At 68.6% G+C, this 13,712-nt stretch carries 16 protein-coding genes; 7 read left to right on the forward strand and 9 right to left on the reverse strand.

What is annotated here, in order from left to right; all coding sequences use genetic code 11:
- Positions 1-12: 12 nt before the first annotated feature.
- The 4 genes from ACWC21_RS08850 (at position 13) to ACWC21_RS08865 (ending at position 3,379) form a co-directional block, all read left to right on the forward strand.
- Entirely contained in the window at positions 13-471 is a 459-nt protein-coding gene (locus tag ACWC21_RS08850) for a hypothetical protein (protein WP_450879586.1), read from the forward strand.
- Between the two features lies 1 nt (position 472).
- Positions 473-1,126, forward strand: coding sequence for a GTP cyclohydrolase I FolE (gene folE, locus ACWC21_RS08855; protein ID WP_450879588.1), 654 nt, complete (start codon positions 473-475; stop codon positions 1,124-1,126).
- A 167-nt stretch (positions 1,127-1,293) separates the two neighbouring features.
- Complete coding sequence (locus tag ACWC21_RS08860) at positions 1,294-1,830, forward strand: hypothetical protein (protein ID WP_450879590.1); 537 nt, start codon at positions 1,294-1,296, stop codon at positions 1,828-1,830.
- 370 nt (positions 1,831-2,200) lie between these two features.
- The gene (locus tag ACWC21_RS08865) at positions 2,201-3,379 is read left to right on the forward strand and encodes a serine hydrolase domain-containing protein (protein ID WP_450879592.1); all 1,179 of its coding nucleotides are present in this window, start codon (positions 2,201-2,203) and stop codon (positions 3,377-3,379) included.
- Positions 3,380-3,460: 81 nt separating this feature from the next.
- Here the strand turns inward: ACWC21_RS08865 and ACWC21_RS08870 are convergent, their stop codons facing one another.
- The 8 genes from ACWC21_RS08870 to ACWC21_RS08905 all read right to left on the reverse strand — a co-directional run bounded on the left by ACWC21_RS08870 (position 3,461) and on the right by ACWC21_RS08905 (position 10,165).
- Entirely contained in the window at positions 3,461-3,613 is a 153-nt protein-coding gene (locus ACWC21_RS08870; protein ID WP_450879594.1) for a hypothetical protein, read from the reverse strand.
- Positions 3,614-3,706: 93 nt separating this feature from the next.
- Positions 3,707-4,417, reverse strand: coding sequence for an enoyl-CoA hydratase/isomerase family protein (locus ACWC21_RS08875; RefSeq protein ID WP_450879596.1), 711 nt, complete (start codon positions 4,415-4,417; stop codon positions 3,707-3,709).
- 92 nt (positions 4,418-4,509) lie between these two features.
- The gene (locus tag ACWC21_RS08880; protein ID WP_450879598.1) at positions 4,510-5,775 is read right to left on the reverse strand and encodes a cytochrome P450; all 1,266 of its coding nucleotides are present in this window, start codon (positions 5,773-5,775) and stop codon (positions 4,510-4,512) included.
- Positions 5,776-6,241: 466 nt separating this feature from the next.
- Complete coding sequence (locus tag ACWC21_RS08885; protein ID WP_450879600.1) at positions 6,242-7,585, reverse strand: cytochrome P450; 1,344 nt, start codon at positions 7,583-7,585, stop codon at positions 6,242-6,244.
- Between the two features lie 52 nt (positions 7,586-7,637).
- Entirely contained in the window at positions 7,638-8,246 is a 609-nt protein-coding gene (locus ACWC21_RS08890; RefSeq protein ID WP_450879602.1) for a GTP-binding protein, read from the reverse strand.
- Positions 8,218-8,595 carry a DUF742 domain-containing protein gene (locus tag ACWC21_RS08895; RefSeq protein ID WP_450879604.1) on the reverse strand — a complete coding sequence of 126 codons (378 nt, stop codon included), beginning with the start codon at positions 8,593-8,595 and terminating at the stop codon, positions 8,218-8,220. Before ACWC21_RS08895 ends, ACWC21_RS08890 begins: the two co-directional genes overlap by 29 nt.
- Positions 8,592-8,993, reverse strand: a complete 402-nt coding sequence (locus ACWC21_RS08900; RefSeq protein WP_450879606.1) for a roadblock/LC7 domain-containing protein — start codon at positions 8,991-8,993, stop codon at positions 8,592-8,594. The genes ACWC21_RS08895 and ACWC21_RS08900 overlap by 4 nt, the downstream gene beginning before the upstream one ends.
- Complete coding sequence (locus ACWC21_RS08905; RefSeq protein WP_450879608.1) at positions 8,990-10,165, reverse strand: ATP-binding protein; 1,176 nt, start codon at positions 10,163-10,165, stop codon at positions 8,990-8,992. Before ACWC21_RS08905 ends, ACWC21_RS08900 begins: the two co-directional genes overlap by 4 nt.
- Positions 10,166-10,565: 400 nt before the next feature.
- On the opposite strand from ACWC21_RS08905, the gene ACWC21_RS08910 reads away from it, so the two are divergent.
- The gene (locus ACWC21_RS08910; RefSeq protein WP_450879610.1) at positions 10,566-11,234 is read left to right on the forward strand and encodes an AAA family ATPase; all 669 of its coding nucleotides are present in this window, start codon (positions 10,566-10,568) and stop codon (positions 11,232-11,234) included.
- A 91-nt stretch (positions 11,235-11,325) separates the two neighbouring features.
- On the opposite strand, the gene ACWC21_RS08915 is transcribed toward ACWC21_RS08910, so the two are convergent.
- A complete protein-coding gene (locus ACWC21_RS08915) occupies positions 11,326-12,270 on the reverse strand; it encodes a bifunctional helix-turn-helix transcriptional regulator/GNAT family N-acetyltransferase (RefSeq protein ID WP_450879612.1) in 945 nt (314 codons plus the stop codon).
- Positions 12,271-12,362: 92 nt separating this feature from the next.
- Between ACWC21_RS08915 and ACWC21_RS08920 the strand changes: the two genes are divergently transcribed.
- Both ACWC21_RS08920 and ACWC21_RS08925 read left to right on the forward strand, forming a co-directional pair.
- Complete coding sequence (locus ACWC21_RS08920; protein ID WP_450879614.1) at positions 12,363-13,313, forward strand: DUF1648 domain-containing protein; 951 nt, start codon at positions 12,363-12,365, stop codon at positions 13,311-13,313.
- Position 13,314: 1 nt separating this feature from the next.
- Positions 13,315-13,677: a GntR family transcriptional regulator gene (locus tag ACWC21_RS08925; RefSeq protein WP_450879616.1), complete on the forward strand. Its 363-nt coding sequence runs from the start codon at positions 13,315-13,317 to the stop codon at positions 13,675-13,677.
- The last annotated feature ends 35 nt before the right edge of the window (positions 13,678-13,712 follow it).

The raw sequence follows: 13,712 nt of genomic DNA on the forward strand, positions 1-13,712 counted from the left end.
CGGGAGTTCCGCATGGACATCGCCGCACTGATCGCCTGGGTGGTCACCGCCCTCGGCGGCTTCTACATGCTCGGCACCTGGATCCAACGCGGCGGAATCCGGCAGCAGCAGTCCGGTACCAGCCGTCTGCCGGCACCGGTCGTCTTCGGGCACTTCGCGCTGGCCGCGATCGGCCTGGTGGTGTGGATCATCTATGTCGTGGCCGACAAGAGCGCCCTGGCCTGGACCGCCTTCGGTCTGCTGCTGCCCGTCGCCCTGCTCGGATTCGTGATGCTGGCCCGCTGGATTCCGGTCCACCGCGGCCATGCCACGGCCGGGGCGGCATCTGCCGCCACGACGGCCGGGGGGACCGAAACCGCCGTCCCCGCCGAGCGGCACTTCCCGGTGCCGGTGGTGACGGCACACGGCCTGTTCGCCGTGGCCACCCTCGTGCTGGTGCTGCTCACCGCTCTGGGGATCGGTGGCAGCTGACATGATCGAGCGTCCTGACCGCGGCATCGCCCGAACAGACGTCGACGGCCGGCCGACGGCGCCCGCGCGCCCCGCCCTGCGGGTGGTCCACGAGCCCGGCGGTATCGACCTGGCCGCCGCGGAAGCGGCGGCCGGCCAGTTCCTCACCGCACTCGGCATCCCCACCTCCTCCGAGAGCCTGCGCGGGACACCGGGACGGATGGCGCGCGCTTACGCCGAGCTGTTCAGCCCGCGTGCCTTCGACCTCACCACCTTTCCCAACGACGAGGGGTACGACGAACTGGTCCTGGCCCGCCGGATACCGGTGCGCAGCGTCTGTGAGCACCATCTGCTGCCGTTCGTCGGCACCGCCCATGTCGGCTACCTGCCGGGGGCTCGCATCCTGGGCCTGTCCAAGCTGGCCCGTGTGGTCGAACACTTCTCGTGCCGCCCGCAGGTCCAGGAACGCCTGACGAAACAGGTCGCCGACTGGCTGCAGACCCACCTGGAACCCAAGGGCGTCGGTGTGGTGATCGAGGCCGAGCACTCCTGCATGACGCTGCGCGGGGTCCAGGCCACCGGTTCCAGCACCATGACCTCCACGCTGCTGGGCCTGCTGCGTTCCGACGCCCGGTCCCGCAGTGAATTCCTCGCCCTGGCGGGCGTGGCCTCCTGACCACCACGGCCAGCTTGCCGGCCCGGTACCGGGAACACCTTGGCGACCACCGGCAACGCCCTTACCGGGCAGGTGACTTGATGGTCAGGAAGCGGCCGGTGAGCCAGTCCTGGCGGGGTATCCGGGAAACGACAGCGCTACGCCGAGTTTCTCAGGAGGTACATGCCGTGCACGCCTTGAGGCGCTGGTTCGATCGCAGTCTCACCGCCCAGGCGGTCATGCTCTTCCTGATCGCGGTGGGTGTCACCGCCCTTTTCCGCCGGGACGAGCATCCGGTGTCGTGGATGCTTCACAGTGTGTTGTACACCGCCATCGCCGTGTCGATGGTGGCCGTGCAGCGGCGCCGGATCAGCCGCGCCGTCGGGACCGACCCGCAAGGGGTCGCCGAGCTCAACCGCAAGATCCGGCGTCGTGAGGTGCCCAGCGAGCCCGAGGAGCAGGCGGCCATGCGCCGGCTGGTCGCCGAGCAACTGGGGCGGATGGAGCGTGGTGGCCGCTGGCTGCCGTACTGGCTGGGCTTCATGGGCCTGATCGCGGCCGGCATGCTCGCTCTCGGGGTGATCGCCGGTTCCTTGACCTTTCCGCTGGTCTTCACGCTCTGCGTGATCGGCTTCTGCTGCTGGATCCCCTGGGTGCGCCGCCGCTCCTTGGATCGCTGCCGCTTCATGCGCTCAGCTCTGCAGGGCCGGAGCGAACGGGTGTAGACATCGCTCGCCCGACGAATGCCGCCGTTTCTCCGTCTTCCTCGCCCACCAGGTGCCCTGCCACCGGCTGTGACCGAATTCCGCTCGTCCGCCGGTAGTACGCCCGGTCCTTCGCATGCATGATGCCTCTCGGCGCAGCCCCGGCGAAGATCACCCTGCAGATCTTCCCGCTTCCGTACGCAGAGAGGCTGTGCAGACAACCATGCTCTCAGCACGTCGGCACCAACGACGCCCGGCCCCGGCGAGGCGGGGCTGGACAGTCGCCCTGGCCTGCGCCGTGGCCCTCGTCGTCCCTTCGGCTGCCGCGCTCCCCCAGGCCCAGGCAGCGACCCGTTCCACCGTCACCCCTGCCGCGTCACACCGGCCGGCCATGGACCGGGCGCGCCTGGCCACCGCGCTGCGGGCCATCCACACCGCGGGCATGTACGGCGCCTACGCGGCCGTGCGGGACGGTGGCAGCCTGTGGCGCGGTGCCACAGGTGTCGCCGACCGGGACACCGGCCGTCCCGTGACCCCGGACATGGAGCAGCGGATCGGCAGCATCTCCAAGTCGATGACCGCCGTCGCCCTCCTCCAGCAGGTCGCCGCCGGACGCCTCGACCTGGACGCACCCCTGTCCCGATACCTTCCCGGCCTGGTCCCCGGGCAGCGCGGTGACCGGATCACCGTACGCATGGTGCTCAATCACACCAGTGGTATCGCGGATTACGTCCGCTACGCCTTCCCCTCCTTGCAGACGATGTCCACGAGCAGCCTTGACGAGAACCGCTTCCATCACTTCACCCCCGAGCAACTCGTCCGGATGGGAGTGCAGGCCCCGGCGACCGGTTCACCCGGGGAGAAATGGTCGTACTCCAACACGAACTACATCATCGCGGGTCTGCTGCTCGGCAAGCTCACCGGTGAGGATCCCGAGCGCTACATCACGCGTCACGTCATCCGCCGGGCCGGTCTGCGGCACACCTACTTCCCCACCGGCCCTCGCATCACCGGTCCGCACCCCAAGCTGTACGAGTCCTTCTACGGACTGATCGACCCGCCGCGCGACTACAGCGTCTACGACATGTCATGGGCGGGAACCGCCGGCGCGGTCGTCTCCACCATGGCGGACCTCGACCGCTTCTACCGGGAGCTGTTCACGGGCCGGCTCATCCCCGCCGCCCAGCTCGCCGAGATGGAGAGGACGGTGCCGGTGACCGACGCCGAGGGCAAGGTGGTGGCCCACTACGGCCTCGCTCTCATGCGGTTCGACTGGCGTTGCGGTACCTTCTGGGGCCACGACGGGGTGGTGTTCGGCGCCGAGACATGGGCGATCTCGAGTCCGGACGGCCGACGGCAGATGGCCCTCGCCTACAACCTGTCGAAGTACGACAAGCTCGGACCGGACGGCAAGGTGCCCGCGGGCCCCATCGACGACGCCATCAACGCGTTCATAGGCACGTCGCTGTGCAGTCCGGCCACCGGTTCCCCGGCCCTTCGGCCGGCCGGCGTGGACCACGCCCTGGCGCATGCCTTCGAACGGGGGGTCCTGTCGGACGCCGGGCGCTGACGGACGCGGAACGCGGAGGAAGGAAGAAAGGGGCCACTGACCCGCCCGAAACGGCCGACGGCCTTGCCGGACACACCCTCGTCAGGACCGGCCGGGCCGCTCCGGCTCACCGCCGTCGGCATCGAAGACCCTGGTCCAGGTGGCCCCGCACCGGCAGCTGGAGTACTCGATCAGTTCGCCTTCCTCCGACACGCTCAGCCCCTGAGCGAGTCGTACATGCACATGATCACCCATGAGGAGCCGCTCTCCTTGACGCCATCTGTGGTCGGCCTCATCGTGAGGGGCCGGCGGCGTCGCCGACAATGCCGCGCATCACACGGTTCACCGTCACTGACCCCGCACGGCCCACCTTCTGGTGACCGCCGCCGTCAGCAGCTCCGCGTCGTAGTAGCCACCGACGGAGAGCTGCGCCGCGTTGGCGCGTGCGGCCAGCATGGCCTTGGTGATGCGCATGGTGGTGGGGTCCCGGCGGACGAGCGGCTTGACCAACCGGGCGACGGCGTCCTCCAGATCGCCGGTGGGCACGACCTCGTGCAGGATGGAAAGCCGTTCCGCCCTCGTCGCGTCGAACTCCTCTGCTGTCAGCAGCAGACGGCGCACCCAGGCCTGTCCGGCCTCTGCGGGAAGGCGGTCCAGAACTCCGCCCCAGGCCGGCGGGACCCCGAGCCCGACCTCCGGCATGCGGAAGCGACAGCTCTCCGCCCCGACACGCAGATCGCAGAAGACCGCAAGACCCAGGCCCGCCCCGATGACATCGCCGTGCAATTGTGCGACGGTCACCACCCCTGACCTCGAGAGGGCCTCACAGACGCGTTGAGCCTTGGTGGCGAGTGCGCGGAGCGCGGTCCCCGAGAGATCCTCGGCGAGCAGTTCGGGAAACTCGGAGCGATCTCCTCCCTGACAGAAGTGATCTCCGGCGCCGGACAGCACCATCACGCGGATCGTCCGGTCGTCCTCGAGCGCCGTCAGCACCTCGAGAAGTTCGGTGAGGACCTCTCCGGATATCGCGTTCCCGGCCTCCGGCCGGTTCAGCTGCACCCGGAGCAGTTTCCCTTCGTCGGTTACGCGAAGACTCTTGTACTCGTTCCACATGGCGATTCCGTTTACCGTTCCTGATGTCCGTCGGTAGGTCACGCGAGGGCCAGTTGCAGTGAGGTCAGGCGCCGAAAGGCCACCCGCGCCGCCCACTGCGGGGGAGCGCTGAGCCGAAGGCGTTCGGGGCGCTTGAGCAGTGAGGTGAGCAGCACCTCGGCTTCGAGCCGGGCCAGAGCGCTGCCGAGGCAGTAGTGGATGCCTGCGCCGAAGCTCAGATGACGGTGCTCCTGGGCCCTGGTCCGCCGGCGCACGTCGAAGACCTCGGGATCGGCGTACCGGGCCGGATCGTGGTGCGCGGCACCGACCATGAGCATCAGCATCCCGCCCGCTGGTACCGGCATCCCACCGAGTTCCGTGTCCGCGGACGCGACGCGGCTGATCATGTGAATCGGTGCGTCGTAGCGCAGCGCCTCCTCGATCGCGTCCGGTATCGATTCAGGATGTCCGCGCAACAAGTCCATTTGCTGCGGATGCTCGAGGAGGAGACGGACCGCACCGGACAGGACATAGGAGGTGGTCTCCAGCGCAGCGAGGATCATGAAGATCGCCAGCGACAGGACGGCTTCATCAGCGACGCTGCGGGTGGGTTCGAGCCCGTCCCAGGTGCTGAGCCAGGACGAGACCGGATCATCGCCGGGAGCATTGCGACGCTCCTCGACGAGATCGGTGAAGTAATGGCGCAGTCGCCCAGTCGCGGTGTCGGAGAGAGCCAGCTGAGTCGGCGTCGGAAAGAGCTCCTGTGTGTGCACTTGGTCGTGGGTGAGAGAACGCAGGAGTCCGTAATCGGCTGAGGGAATTCCCATCCATTCGCCTATGGTGATGACGGGGAGTTCCTCACTGACAAGGCTGACGAAATCGGCTGGGTCATGACGCAGTCGGTCGGTGAACCGATCGAGCAATCGCTCCACCGTGGTCTCTATCGACGGACGAAGCGCAGCGAGTGAGTCCTGGTGGAACAGATTGCCCAGCGATCTCCGCCTGCGCGTGTGGTCGGGAGGGTTGAGCATCGGCAGCGAAACACTCATCTGCAACGACGCGGGAGAACTCCACCGAGCCGCATCGGCTTGACCGGTACGCCATCCGCGGTCCGGGACCTTCCAGAACTTGTCTCGCAACACCTGGTGACACAGACGGTAGGAAGTGACCAGATATCCGCCCCACGGTACTGGAAAAACTTCCCCCATGTTCATGAGCCGCTCATAAGCAGGCAACGGATCAGCTTGGCCCTTGCTTGTACGTAAACGGGCGAAGAGCGAGACCACCTCCCTCCGATCGACGGCAGCAGTTGCTGCAGTGGACACCAAGGTGACTCCCTCTCGCAATAGCACACATTATCGGCCAGTCGTACATACCCTCGCATTCAAACGGCCATGCCGACACGAAAGCCTGACACCTGTTAGGCCGATCACGCCCCCTGCCGGTTTACGAGACCCGACTTTTCGGTTTGAGGTGCTTTACGCGCGTGATTTGCTGCGGAAGCATCCCCTCCGGTTGATTTCTCCCCGTCCGCTCCCTATTGCACCGGGTAGTACGTAAGGGGACGTACAGGCAGTTCGCCCGGGGCTGGTGGCGTCTCAGCGCTCCTGGGTGATAAATGCCGCACCCGAGCGGCCGTCGGAGGAGGGGCGGTGCGCGCGGCCCCGCACGCGGACCACAGGGTGTGACCGCGGCGGGGCCGGGTGCGGTGGCGAGGCGGGACGGCCGGGTGTCGCGGAAAGCCGTCATCCACGGCCTGGAACGGCCGTCGCTTCGGTCAGGTGCGCTGCTTCACACGCGGAACAGATCCAGGAACTGCTTCCACATCCCTTTCTTCGCCGGAGTCCGGTCAGTCGCGGCGGCCGCCTCGGGCGCTCGGACGCCGTGGGGCGCAGGCTGCCGGGTGGCGGGCGGAAGTGCCGCTGCCATTCGGGTCGCCGGAGTCGGGCTGAACCGGACGGGCAGGTCGGCCAGCGCCCGGTGGAACGGTCCCGGGCGCCACTGCAGTTCGTGAACGGGCACGGCGAGGGAGACGTCCGGCAGCGCGTTGAGAAGCTGCTCGATCGCAGTGCTCGCGACGACCTGGGCGGCGCCCCGCGCCGGGCAGGCGTGCGGCCCGGCCCCCCAGGAAAGATGGGCTCCCCTGCTGTCTCCCTGGCCGGCCGCGGTGAGGGCGAGGTCGCGGTTGGCACCGGCGAAGCTGATGACGACAGGGGTGTTCGCCTCGGCCACCACGCCTCCGAGGTCGACATCGCGCAACGGATAGTGGGTGGCGTAGTTGGCGATCGGCGGGTCGTTCAGCAGCACGTGGTCGAGTGCCTCGTCGATCTGCATGCTGCGCCCGTCGCCGCCCTTCTGCGAAAGGAGCCGGAGCAGCGCGTTGGCGATGAGGTTGCGTTCGGGTTCCACGCCTGCCCCCATCAGCATCACCAACTGGTCCTTCAGCTCCTCGTCGTTGAGCCCGGCGGGATGCTGGATGAGCCACGAGGTCATGTCGTCCCCCGGCTCGCGGCGCTTGAGACTGATCAGCTCCATGAGCGCGGCGGTGAGGTCCTCGTTGGCGCGCATGGCGTCTCTGCCGTCGAAGATGGCGGACAGCGCACTGGTGACGGTGTCGCCGATGTCGGCCGGGCAGCCGAAGAGCTTGTTGAACAGCAGCAACGGGAGCAGCTTCGCGTAGTCGTGGATCAGGTCCGCGTGGCCCCGCTCGCTGAACTTGTCGATCAGGTAGGCGGCGATCGGTTCGACGTCGCGGCGGATCCGCGTGACATTGAGGCGGTCGAGGCTCTCGGTGACCGCCTTGCGCAGCCGCAGGTGCACGGCACCGTCGGTGAACAGGCAGTTGGGCCGGTAGCCCATCATCGCCAGGACGGGGCTGTCGAGTGGGACCCGTCCCTCGTTGAGCGCGGCCCAGCGGCGTGCGTCACGCGCGAAGAGCGAGGTGTTCTGCAGCACCCGCAGGGCCATCTCGTGCCCGACGATCAGCGTGGCGTCGACACCGGGAGCGAGTTCGACCGGACCGGCCGGGGCGTGCTCCCTGATCTGGTCGTAGACCTTCTGCGGGTCGGCGGCGAAGGTGCCGTCGTACATCGGGCATCTGGCCGGGTGGGAGGCGCCCGTGTGGTAAACGTCCATGTCAGAGTCCTTTGCAGGCCCGGACGACTGGGTCCGGGCCGAAGATGGCGGATCAGGCTGCGCGGTCGAGCAGATGGCGGACCAGAGTGATCAAAGCCTGCGCGGAGGATTGCTGGTCGCGGGCGTCACAGTGGATGACAGGTGTGTCGGGGAGCAGATCGAGCGCCTCGCGGATCTCCTCGGCGTCGAAGTGCTGGCCCTGCTCGAAGGTGTTGACGGCGATCGCGTAGTCGAGGCCGTACTTCTCGATCAGGTCGATCACGGGGAACGACTCCTCCAGACGCGCGGGGTCGACCAGTAGAAGGGTGCCGAGCGCGCCGCGGGCCATGTCCTCCCACAGCTGCACGAAGCGCTGCTGACCGGGAGTGCCGAACAGGTACAGGACCAGTTCGTTGCTCAGGGTCAGACGGCCGAAGTCGAGGGCCACGGTGGTGGTCACCTTGTCCGGCGCGCCCCGCAGGTCGTCGACGTGCAGGGAGGCCTTCGTCATCTTCTCCTCCGTGCGCAACGGAGTGATCTCCGACAAGGACCCGATGAAAGTCGTCTTGCCCACGGCGAAATGCCCCACGACCAGGATCTTCGCGGCGGTGCGCACTTCTTCCGACACGTAGATGGAGCCGTTCGCCCTGGGCTCAGCCGATGTTGAGGTTTTCCAGTCCATGCAGGACCTCCAGGAGGATCGCTCTGTCGACGTGCTGGGCGCGAGCCGGTGCGGCCCGCTGCAGGAGATGACCCTGTTCGGATAAATCGGTCAGCAAAAGACGGGTCACACCGACCGGCAGCCCGAGGTGGCCGGCGACCTCGGCGACGGAGAGGTAACCGCCCGCGCACAGCTCCCAGATGGCCCGCACCTCGGGGCCGGCGCCGAGCGGCAGGCTCCGGCCGGGTGCCAGTTGGACCAGTGTGTGGAGCGCCAGCCGGTCCTCAGCCGGAAGACTGCGGCCGCCGGTGATGACATACGAACGGACGAAGTCGCTGGTGACCGGAGCGTCCTCGCCGGGCCTGGTCATGCGTCAGCACCGGTGTTGAGGCGGGGCATGGCGCTCAGCCCACTCTTCATCGCGCTCGCCGTCTTCTGCATCCGCATCGACATCGCCTCCATGTCGACGTCCAGCGCTGCCGAGACGGCCAGGTAGGAGCCGCTGCCCCCGGCGATGAGAAAGATCCATCCACCGTCGAACTCGATCAGTGTCTGCTTCCAGACACCCTTTCCGCCGCCGACGAAGGGCGCGACGCTCCGGCACAGGGACTGGATGGAACTCATGGCGGCGGCGTTCCGCTCGGCGTCGTCGCGCAGGATGTCCCTGGAGCGTTGCATCAGCAGTCCGTCGGCCGAGACCAGGATGGCGTGGCGGGCCCCGCGCACCTCGAGCACGTCATCCATCACCCACGACAGGTCGGGATTCACTGGTTTCCTTCCTCGATGTCCGATACCCGCCCGAGTTGTGTTCCGCGTGCGAAAGCCCCGAGACGCGTTGCCGTTTCCTCGCTGTGCTGCACCGGTTCGGGTGCCTGCTTGGCGGTCGGCTGCTCGACCACGGCCCGCCGTCTGCGCCGGGGCAGACCGCCGGTCGTGTGCCCGACGACGAGCGACGGTCCCCGCACGGGGGTCGGCGCGGGGGTGACCGGTGCTTCGTCGAGGCTGACGTACGTGGCCGCCTGGGGCTCCGGGGCATCCGCTGTCAGGAGGTTCTCGGGCACGCGCAGGACGGCCCGTACGCCGCCGTAGGGAGAGACCTTGTCGACCGAGACGAAGAACCCGTAGCGGGCGGCGAGCATGCCGCACACGGCGAAGCCGAACTTGGGCGGCTCGCCCAGGCTGGTGATGTCCACGGGTCCCTCCGCGGACAGCAGGCTCATGGCCCTGGCCTCGGTCTCGGGGTCCAGGCCCAGACCGGCGTCGTCCACGATCAGGCACACGCCCGTGGGAACGGACTGGATGTTGATCTCGACGGGGGTGCCGGGGGCGCTGTACTTGGTCGCGTTGTCCAGCAACTCGGCCAGCACCATGGCCACGGGTTCCACCGCCTTGCTGGTGATGGAGACGTTGGCCTGCGAGTGGACCGTGACGCGCCCGAAGTCGCGGATGCGTCCCTGGGCACTGCGAGCGACGTCGTACACGGTGGCGTTGTGCTCGCGCCGTCCCAGCCAGCCGCCGCACAGCACCGAGATGCCCTTGGTCCGGCGGGCGAACTGGTTGCCCATGTGGTCGACCTTCATCAGGTCGGCGAGGACCTCGTTGTCGTCGCCGTACTTCTGCTGCAGGTCGTCGAGCGTGGCCAGGAGTTCCTCAGCGAGGGTGGAGAGCGTTCCCGCCGCCGACTTCACGGTGGCCTTGGTCGCCGACTCGGAGTCCCGTCGCACCTCCTCGAGTTCGTTCGCGTGCCGGGCGATCTGGCCGGCATGCGCCGCCTGCATCTGGCCGTTCTGAGCCTGCGCCACGGCGAGGTTGGACTGCAGACTGCCGTTGTGCGCACGGAGTTTGATGTTCGTTCTTCGTGCCCGGACCACTGCGAAGACCGCAGCGATGAGCACGACAAGCAAGATCCACAGGAGTGGATCCTCGATCAATGACGTCATGAGACTCTCTTCAAGTCGCCTCGCGTCGGGAGCCTGACCGTTGACGGGACCCCGGGGTGTCTCGGCCCCATGGGGCCGCGGACCGCCGGCGGACCAACAGTTACTCCTTCGCGATGGGGCCCTAGAGACTGTTCCGCGTACGCGTGTATGACGCGCCGTCAGCCCACTAAAATTGGGATGATCGTATCAGCAGCCACACAGTCAACGGGCGTAGAGCAGACGGTATTTGACGACCTTCACAAAGGTCTCTCACCTCGTCATGATCGACGGCGCGTCCCTCTACGCGCGTGGCCGGACGGCGGACACCATATCGGCCAGGCAGGCACTTACGCTGCGTTTGGCCTGAACCAGCTGCCGCGGTTCTTTTCGGGACGCGGTCGCGGTGCCGGATGGGAGAGGTATGCAGCCCGGACAGTCCGAAAAGGTGACCGGCGCCGCAGAGCTTGCGGCACGGCTACGGCACGTCTACTGGATCGGCGGCGGGAGCGGTGCGGGCAAGTCGACGATCGCCCGCCGGCTCGCCGACCGCCACGGGTGGCGGCTCTACTCGACCGACGACGTGATGCGGGACCACGCCGGGCGGACCACACCCGAGCAGGCGCCCTTCCTGCACGCGTTCATGGCCATGGACATGGACGAGCGCTGGGTGAACCGGTCCCCGCACGTCATGCTGGAGACGTTCCACTGGTTTCGAGGCGAGGGTTTCGACCTGATCGTCGAGGACCTTCTCCGCCTGCCGCAGCAGCCATGCGTCATCGTCGAGGGCTTCCGGCTGCTGCCGCACCTGGTGAAGCCTCTGCTCGCCGCCCCTGAGCACGCCGTCTGGCTCCTTCCCACCCCCGACTTCCGCCGGGCCGCCATCCGCAGTCGAGGCGCGCCCGGGGAGGGTTTCGTGTGGACGACCAGCGATCCGGCGAAGGCCGGCCGCAACATCGCCGAACGTGATCACATGTTCACAAGACGCCTCCATGAGGAAACCACGCGTCTCCGGCTGCGGGCCGTCCGTGTCGAGACGACGATGACGGAAGACGATCTCGCCGAGCAGGTCGCGAGGGTGTTCCGGCTCTGACGTCGACGGCGGCCTCCGGGCTCGCCGCGGGTCCAGCGGCTCTCCGCCGCGCGGGGCCGGCCGAGCAGTCCACCGCGTCCCGTCCGGCTGCTCACACCGGATCGGTCCTGTCGGCCTCCGCCGCCCCGGGCGCCGTCTCCGACGGCGATGCAGTCATCCGCTTCTCGAACCAGTGGTGGGCGTACGGTTCGTCGTTGAAGGCGGGAACCTCCCGGAAGCCGAAGGAACGGTAGAGGCCGATCGCGGCGCCCAGCGCCTTGTTGGTGTCCAGGCGCAGCGTTTCGCGTCCGTGCTCGGCGGCCCGCGCCTGGAGTTCGGTCAGGAACCGGCGGCCGAGGCCGAGTCTTCTGGCCCGGGGCGCCACCCACATGCGCTTGACCTCCGCCAAAGACGATCCCGGCGGCAGCTTCAGCCCCGCACAGCCGACAGGTTCGCCGTGCAGCCTCGCGAGCAGGAACAGCCCGTGCGGCGGCCGGAGTTCACCCGCGTCGGGCAGCAGGCTGCGTGCCGGATCGAAGCCGGTGTCGAAGCTCTCCTGCAGCTCGGCGAAGTAGGACAGCAGGCAGTGCCTGGCGTCCGGGTGGTCCGGGTCGACGACGTCCAGTGCGACGGTCGACGCGGTCAGCAGGCGGTCGACCTCGGCCATGGCCGCGACCAGCCGGGCGCGCTGCTCGGTGTTGAGCGGCCCGAGCAGGGAACCGGCCAGCTCGTCGCTGTGGCCGTCCAGCAGGGCGCGCTCCGCCCGGCCTGCTGCGGTGAGCCGCGCGGTGCGCACCCGCTTGTCCTGGCTCTGCGGCTCGACCGTCACCAGGCCGTCCCTTTCCAGGGAACGCAGCAGTCGACTGACGTAACCGGAATCCAGCCCGAGACGCTCACGCAGGCGCCGCACGTCCCGCCCCCGCTCGCCGATCTCCCAGAGCAGCCGGGCCTCGCCGACCGGACGGTCGCGGCCCAGGTAGTGGTCGTGGAGCACGCCCACGCGTTCGGTGACGGTGCGGTTGAAGCGCCGCACCTGGTCGATCTGTCCCGCATCCATTCTCTGACTATAGTCAGAGAACGTGCCACCTGTTCAAGCCCTCACGAGTTGTTCTAGTATGTTGCGAACAACTGCGACTGTCAGGAGTCCCTGTGAAGCGCTCCGCCCGCGGCCCGGTCCTCGCCGCCCTCCCCTACGGTTGCGCCTTGGCCGTCAACATCGCCCTGTTCACCGTGGCGCACCGCCGTCTGCCCGACCGGATGGCAACGCACTTCACCCTCGCCGGAGAAGCGGACGGATACACCGGCCGCGGCGTCTTCATGACGGTGAGCGCGGTGCTGCTCACCGCGGTCGCCGGGACCATGGCCGTCTCCTCGGCCCGGGCCAGGACGGGGGACCCATGGCTCCTCGTGACCGCGTACGGCGTCGCCGGGCTGATGGGCTCGCTCCTCGCCTCCGTACAGCTGGTGAACCACGGGGCGTACGACGATGTCTCCGCCGTCCGGCTCCCCCCATGGCATCTGGCGATCGCACTCGGTGTGGCGTCGGCGTGCGCCGGGGCGGGCCGGCTGGCCGCCCGTACCCTCCCGCCCGTGGAACCGGCGCCCTCGCCCGCACAGGACGGACGTCTCGACCTGGCCGACGGTGAGCTGGCCGCCTGGGCACGCATGACCGGCTCCTGGCCGCTCGGCATCACGGGCCTGGTGCTGACGGCCGGGGGCTTCGCCTTGGTCCCTGTAGCGGGGCTGCTCGCCGTCTGTCCGCTGTTGTCGGGCGGCCTGCTCTGCCTCTGCTTCGCCCGGCTGCACGTCACCGTGGGCCGCCAGGGGCTGACGGTGACGCCGGGACCGCTCCCCTGGCCCCGGATCCGGCTGCCGCTGGACGCGATCACCCAGGCATCGCACCGGGACGTCAGCGCCCTCGGGGATTTCGGCGGCTGGGGCTACCGGATCCGCCCCGGCGCCTCGGGGGTGATCCTCCGCTCCGGCCAGGCGCTCGTCGTACGACGGGCGGGCGGGCGGGAGTTCGCCGTGACCGTCGACGACGCGTCCACCGCGGCCGCCCTGCTCAATACTCTGATCACCCGGCGAGAGGCGCGCTGACGTGCTGTTCCGCGTGGACCCCGGGTCGTCCGTACCGCTCGGGGACCAGATCGCCGCAGGTGCCCGGCGGGCCATCGCCGACGGCGAGGTGGCCCCGGGCGAGCGGCTGCCGCCGGCCCGTGCCCTCGCGGAGTCGCTCGGCGTCAACCTGCACACCGTCCTTCGCGGCTACCAACGGCTGCGCGACGAAGGGCTGATCGAGCTGCGCCGCGGACGCGGGGCGGTGGTGCTCGCCGGCACTCCGGCCCGTGCCCGCCTCATGGAGCAGGTGCGTTCGCTCGTGTCCGAGGCCCGTGCCCTGGGGCTTTCCGAGGACGAGGTGCTGGGACTCGTACGCGACGGGCTCGGCGGCAGTCAGGCCTGACCACGGCTCGTCGGACAGCCGGGCCGGCCTGACCG

It is taken from the genome of Streptomyces sp. NPDC001348 (assembly GCF_053597535.1).

Bases quoted from the DNA above. Each gene is read 5' to 3' on its own strand.
- folE (WP_450879588.1), top strand. From the start codon at position 473: ATGATCGAGCGTCCTGACCGCGGCATCGCCCGAACAGACGTCGACGGC.
- ACWC21_RS08890 (WP_450879602.1), bottom strand. From the start codon at position 8,246: ATGGACTGGAAAACCTCAACATCGGCTGAGCCCAGGGCGAACGGCTCC.
- ACWC21_RS08865 (WP_450879592.1), top strand. From the start codon at position 2,201: ATGGACCGGGCGCGCCTGGCCACCGCGCTGCGGGCCATCCACACCGCG.
- ACWC21_RS08905 (WP_450879608.1), bottom strand. From the start codon at position 10,165: ATGACGTCATTGATCGAGGATCCACTCCTGTGGATCTTGCTTGTCGTG.
- ACWC21_RS08915 (WP_450879612.1), bottom strand. From the start codon at position 12,270: ATGGATGCGGGACAGATCGACCAGGTGCGGCGCTTCAACCGCACCGTC.
- ACWC21_RS08885 (WP_450879600.1), bottom strand. From the start codon at position 7,585: ATGGACGTTTACCACACGGGCGCCTCCCACCCGGCCAGATGCCCGATG.
- ACWC21_RS08870 (WP_450879594.1), bottom strand. From the start codon at position 3,613: ATGGGTGATCATGTGCATGTACGACTCGCTCAGGGGCTGAGCGTGTCG.
- ACWC21_RS08895 (WP_450879604.1), bottom strand. From the start codon at position 8,595: ATGACCAGGCCCGGCGAGGACGCTCCGGTCACCAGCGACTTCGTCCGT.
- ACWC21_RS08910 (WP_450879610.1), top strand. From the start codon at position 10,566: ATGCAGCCCGGACAGTCCGAAAAGGTGACCGGCGCCGCAGAGCTTGCG.
- ACWC21_RS08850 (WP_450879586.1), top strand. From the start codon at position 13: ATGGACATCGCCGCACTGATCGCCTGGGTGGTCACCGCCCTCGGCGGC.